This window comes from Streptomyces sp. CWNU-52B (genome assembly GCF_047444975.1).
Classification (GTDB): domain Bacteria; phylum Actinomycetota; class Actinomycetes; order Streptomycetales; family Streptomycetaceae; genus Streptomyces.
The window spans coordinates 1-5612 of sequence record NZ_JBLFJV010000063.1; the positions used below are offsets into that span (position 1 = coordinate 1).

The following is a 5612-nucleotide window of genomic DNA, read 5'->3' on the forward strand; positions in this document are numbered from 1 at the left end:
TGCGGCGGGGAACACGTTCTTGGACGGGTTGGCTGCGTATCGGCGGGGGCGTGGTCTGCCGGGTGTCTCCGTGGCGTGGGGGTTGTGGGCCGAGCGCAGTGGCATGACCGGACAACTCGACGACACCGACCTCGCCCGCATGAACCGCATGGGCGTCCTCCCCCTGTCGAACGAAGAGGGGCTGCGGCTGTTCGACGCGGCCGCGGACTCCGCGGAGAGCCTGCTGCTCGCCGCGCGGCTGGACCCGCGCGCCCTGACCGCGAGCGACGAGGGCAGCCCCGTACAGCCCATGCTCAGCGGTCTGGTCCGGCATCCGGAACCGGCCCGCCACCGCACGCCCGCCACCGCCCTCGCCGTCGCCGAGAACGGGCAGCAGGAAAACGGGCAGCAGCCGGACGTGACCCCGCTGGCGCGACGACTCGAAGGGCTCGGCGACACCGAGCGCCACCAGGTGCTGCTGCGCACCGTGCGGGAGCACGCCGCGACCGTGCTGGGACACGCGGCGGCCACCGCCGTCCCCGCCGAGCAGGGCTTCCTGGACATCGGGTTCGACTCGCTGACCGCGGTCGAACTGCGCAACCGGCTCAGGACGACGACAGGACTGAGCCTGCCCGCGACCCTCATCTTCGACTACCCCGACGCCACCCGCCTCGCCGAACACCTCGGCAGGGAACTGTCGCCGCGGACGGCGGACGACGAGAACGCCGCCCGGGACGCCGACCCCCGCCGACCCGACGGCACCGCCTCCCCGGTGCCCGGCGCGGCGGCCGGCCAGGACGGTGTGGCCGACCAGCTCGAATCGGCGGCGGCCGACGAACTGTTCAGCTTCATCGACCGGGAATTCGGCTCGCTCTGACCAGGACGGGCACCCGCCCCGCCCGCTCCCGCGGCCTGCCCGCTCCAGGCGCCGCGCGCCACGTGACCCCCTGACACCGCAGCTCGATCCTGTGAGGCACTGATGTCGGAATCGGAAGAAAGCAAGCTCCTCGGCTATCTCCGCCGGGTGACCGCCGACCTGCACCAGACCCGGGGGCGGCTGCGGGAACTGGAGGCCGCGGCCCACGAACCGATCGCCGTCGTGGGCATGGCCTGCCGCTACCCCGGCGGCGTCAGCACCCCCGAGGACCTGTGGCACCTCGTCCGGGACGGCGTCGACGCCATCACCCCCTTCCCCGACGACCGGGGCTGGGACACCGAGGCCGTCTACGACCCCGACCCGGACGAATCCGGCCGTACGTACGTCCGCGAAGGCGGCTTCCTGGCGGACGTCGGCCACTTCGACGCCGAGTTCTTCGGTATCTCCCCGCGCGAGGCACAGGCCATGGACCCCCAGCAGCGCCTGCTCCTGGAGGCGTCCTGGGAGGCGGTCGAGCGGGCCGGCATCGACCCGGCGTCGCTGAAGGGACGCGACGCGGGTGTGTTCGTCGGAGCGGTCGCGTCCGACTACGGGCCGCGCCTGCACGACGCCGGCGGTGTCGAGGGACACCTGATGACCGGCACCACCACCAGCGTGGTGTCCGGACGCATCGCCTACACGCTCGGCCTGCAGGGCCCCGCCGTCACGGTCGACACCGCCTGCTCCTCCTCCCTCGTGGCCCTCCACCTCGCCACCCGCTCGCTCCGCCAGGGCGAGTGCGACCTCGCTCTGACCGGCGGCGTCACCACCATGCCCACCCCCGGCACCTTCATCGGCTTCAGCCGGCAGCGCGGCCTGGCACGCGACGGCCGGTGCAAGCCCTTCTCCGACGCCGCCGACGGCTTCGGCCCGGCGGAGGGCGCCGGCATGCTCTGCCTCGAACGGCTCTCGGACGCCCGCCGCAACGGACACCGCGTCCTCGCCGTCATCCGCGGCACCGCCGTCAACCAGGACGGAGCCAGCAGCGGCCTCTCCGCCCCGAACGGTCCGGCACAGCAACGGGTCATCCGCGCGGCGCTGGCGGACGCGGGCCTGACCACCGCGGACGTCGACGTGGTGGAGGCGCACGGCACGGGGACGAAGCTCGGCGACCCGATCGAGGCCCAGGCACTGCTGGCGACGTACGGGCGGGAACGCGCGGCGGAGCGGCCGCTGTGGCTGGGCTCGGTGAAGTCGAACATCGGCCACACCCAGGCCGCGGCGGGTGTCGCGGGCGTCATCAAGACCGTTCTGGCGCTGCGCAACGAAGAACTGCCGCGCACGCTCCACGCCGAGGAGCCGTCGTCGCACGTCGACTGGTCCTCCGGCACCGTACGCCTCCTCACCCGCCCCGTCCCCTGGCCGCGCGGCGAGCAGCCGCGCCGCGCCGGGGTGTCGTCGTTCGGGATCAGCGGCACCAACGCCCACATCGTGGTCGAGGAAGCCCCTGTCGAGGAAGCAGCGGTCGAGGAAGCTCCCGTCCCCGGCGGCGCGCCGGAGCGCGAGCCGGCCGCGGTGCGCGCGTTCCCGCTGGTCCCCTGGGCCTTGTCGGCCAAGTCCGTAGCCGCCCTGCGCGACCAGGCCGCCCGCCTCGCCGCCCACACCGAACGGCACCCCGACCACACGGCCGCCGACATCGGCCTCGCCCTGGCCACCACCCGCACCGCGTTCGACCACCGCGCGGTACTCCTCGCGCCCGACCGGGCCCGCGCCGTGGAGCGGTTGACGCGGTACGCGACCGGCGAAGGACCGGCGGACGTCGTCACCGGCAGGGACCTGGGCGGCCCGGGACCCGTCTTCGTGTTCCCGGGACAGGGGTCGCAGTGGGCGGGGATGGCGGTGGAGCTCCTTGACTCCTCACCCGTGTTCGCGGAGAAGTTCACGGCCTGCGGCACGGCCCTGGAGCCGTTCGTGGACTGGTCGTTGACGGATGTGGTGCGAGGCGGGGAAGGGGCACCCGGGCTGGACCGGGTGGATGTGGTCCAGCCGGTGCTGTGGGCGGTGATGGTGTCGCTGGCGGCGGTGTGGGAGTCGTACGGGGTGCGGCCGGCCGCGGTGGTCGGGCACTCTCAGGGTGAGATCGCCGCCGCCGTGGTCGCGGGTGCCCTGTCGCTGGAGGACGGCGCGCGGATCGTGGCCCTGCGCAGCCGCACCCTGGTGGCGCTCTCGGGACGCGGCGGCATGGTCTCCGTCGCGGCACCGGCCGACGACGTACGCCGGACGGTCGACGCGTACCACGGAGCCCTGTCCGTCGCGGCGGTCAACGGGCCCTCGACCCTCGTGGTCTCCGGTGACGCCGCCGCGCTCGATGAACTGCTCGCGGCCTACGAGGCCGAAGGCGTACGGGCCCGCCGTATCCCCGTCGACTACGCCTCCCACTCCGCGCACGTGGAGGAGATCCGCGCCGACGTGGAGAAGGCGGTGTCCGGGGTGTCCCCGCGCCCGTCCGAGGTGCCGTTCTTCTCCACCGTGGCGGCCGAGGCCATCGACACGACGACACTGGACGGGAGCTACTGGTACCGAAACCTCCGCTCCCAGGTCCGCTTCGAGGAAGCGGTGCGTGCCCTGCTCGACGCGGGATTCCGGCAGTTCGTCGAGGTCAGCCCGCATCCGGTGCTCATACCCGGTGTCGAGCGGACCGCCGAGGACCACGAGAGCGACGTGTCGGTCGTCGGGACGCTGCGCCGGGACGACGGCGGTGAGCCGCGCCTGCTCGGTTCGCTCGCCGAGGCGTACGTCGCCGGAGCCCCCGTGACCTGGTCCCGCGCGCTCGACACGGCCGGCGCACACCCGGTCGAGCTGCCCACGTACGCCTTCCAACGCCGCCACCACTGGCTCGACTCGGGCGTGAGCGCCGCCGACGCCGCGGCCACCGGCATGGAGAGCGTCGGACACCCGCTGCTCGACGCCGCGGTCCCGCTGCCCGACTCCGACGGGTATCTGCTCACCGGCCGCTGGTCCACGGGCACACACCCCTGGCTCGCCGACCACGCCGTGCGGGGCCAGGTGATCGTCCCCGGCACCGCACTCGTCGAGACCGTGCTGCGCGCGGGCGACACCGTCGGCTGCGACCGGATCGAGGAACTCAGCCTCGAAACCCCGATGGTGCTCCCCGCCGGCGGTGGGCCGTTGCGCGTCCAGGTGACCGTCCACGGGCCGGAGGACGACGGACACCGCGCCGTCAGCGTGTACGCCTGCGCCACAGACGGCATCTGGACCCGGCATGCCCGCGGCACCCTCAGCGCCACCGGTGTCACCGGCGATCACGACGATCGGGGTGAGCCGGCCGGACTCGGCACCTGGCCCCCGGCCGACGGCGCCCGCACGGTGGACACGAGCGGCCTGTACGAGCGGCTCGCCGACGCCGGGCTGGCCTACGGCCCCGCCTTCCGCGGGCTCGAAGCGGTCTGGCGCAGGGGCGAGGAGATCTACGCCGAGGTCGCCCTGCCGGACGAGGCCCGCCGGTCCGGTGACGGCTTCGGCCTGCACCCGGCGCTGCTGGACGCCGCCCTGCACGCCTGGGCGGCCTGCGCGGACGATGTCACCGCCGTACGGCTGCCGTTCCTGTGGACCGGTGTGTCCCTGTACGCCACCGGGGCCTCGACCCTGCGGGTGCGGCTCGCACCGGTCGCAGGGGGCGGCATGTCGGTGACCGTGGCGGACGACACCGGCCGCCCGGTGGCGTCGGCCGGGACACTGGTGACCCGGCCCCTGGGGGAGGCCGGGCTCGGCACCGTCGCCGGGAGTGGCGGCGGCAGTCTGCACCGCGTCGACTGGACGCCCGTACCCGCGGCCGCCATCGCCCCGGACTCCGTCGCCGTGGCCCCGGTCCTCGCCGTTCTCGGTGTTCCCGGCGTTCCCGGTGTCTCCGGCGGGGACGGCCTCGGCCTCGACCGGCTCGCGGCACGCCACGAGGACCTGACCGCCCTCGCCGGTGAGGCAGCCGCAGGCCGCTGCCCGCTGCCGACGCACGTGCTGGCGGAGATCTCGCCCAGGACCGGCGGGGACATCGGCGAGGAGGCCACGTCCGCCGCCGGCCGCGCGCTGGCACTCGTACAGTCCTGGCTGGCGGACGAGACGTTCGCCGCGGCCGGGGCCAGGCTGGTGGTGGTCACCCGGGGAGCCGTCGCCGCCGGAGCGGGCGAGGGCGTACCGGACCTGGCCGCCGCGCCCGTGTGGGGCCTGGTGCGGTCCGCACAGTCCGAACACCCCGGCCGATTCGTCCTCGTCGACCTCGACGACGACCCGGCCTCACTCGCTGCCCTGCCCGCCGCGCTGCGCACCGAGGAGCCCCAACTGGCCCTGCGCCGTGGAGAGACGACCGTCCCGCAGCTGTCCGCGGTCCCGGCCGTGCCCGCCCTCCCCGACGGCTCCTGGCACCTGCGGACCACTCCGGCGGCCGGGCTCGACGGTCTGACCCCGGTCCCCACGGACGCGGCGACCCGGCCGCTGGGCGAGCGGGAGGTACGGGTCGAGGTCCGGGCGGCCGGACTCAACTTCCGCGACGTGCTGATCTCGCTCGGCATGTATCCCGACCCCGAACTCGCCGTACTCGGCAGTGAGGGCGCGGGTGTGGTGACCGAGGTCGGCTCCGCCGTGACCGGTGTGGCGGTCGGAGACCGGGTGATGGGACTGGCGCCCGGCTGGTTCGGCTCGTTCGTCGTGGTGGATGAGCGGGTGGTGGTGGGGGTTCCGGTGGGGTGGTCGTTCGTTGAGG

Annotated in this window: 2 protein-coding genes; both read left to right on the plus strand. The window is 74.4% G+C overall.

Going from position 1 to position 5612, the window contains the following annotated elements; translation table 11 throughout:
- Positions 1-856 (plus strand): beta-ketoacyl reductase (locus ACLVWQ_RS39155; protein ID WP_414114094.1); only part of this gene is annotated, 856 nt, incomplete at its 5' end.
- Between the two features lie 102 nt (positions 857-958).
- Positions 959-5612 (plus strand): beta-ketoacyl synthase N-terminal-like domain-containing protein (locus ACLVWQ_RS39160; protein ID WP_414114095.1); only part of this gene is annotated, 4654 nt, incomplete at its 3' end.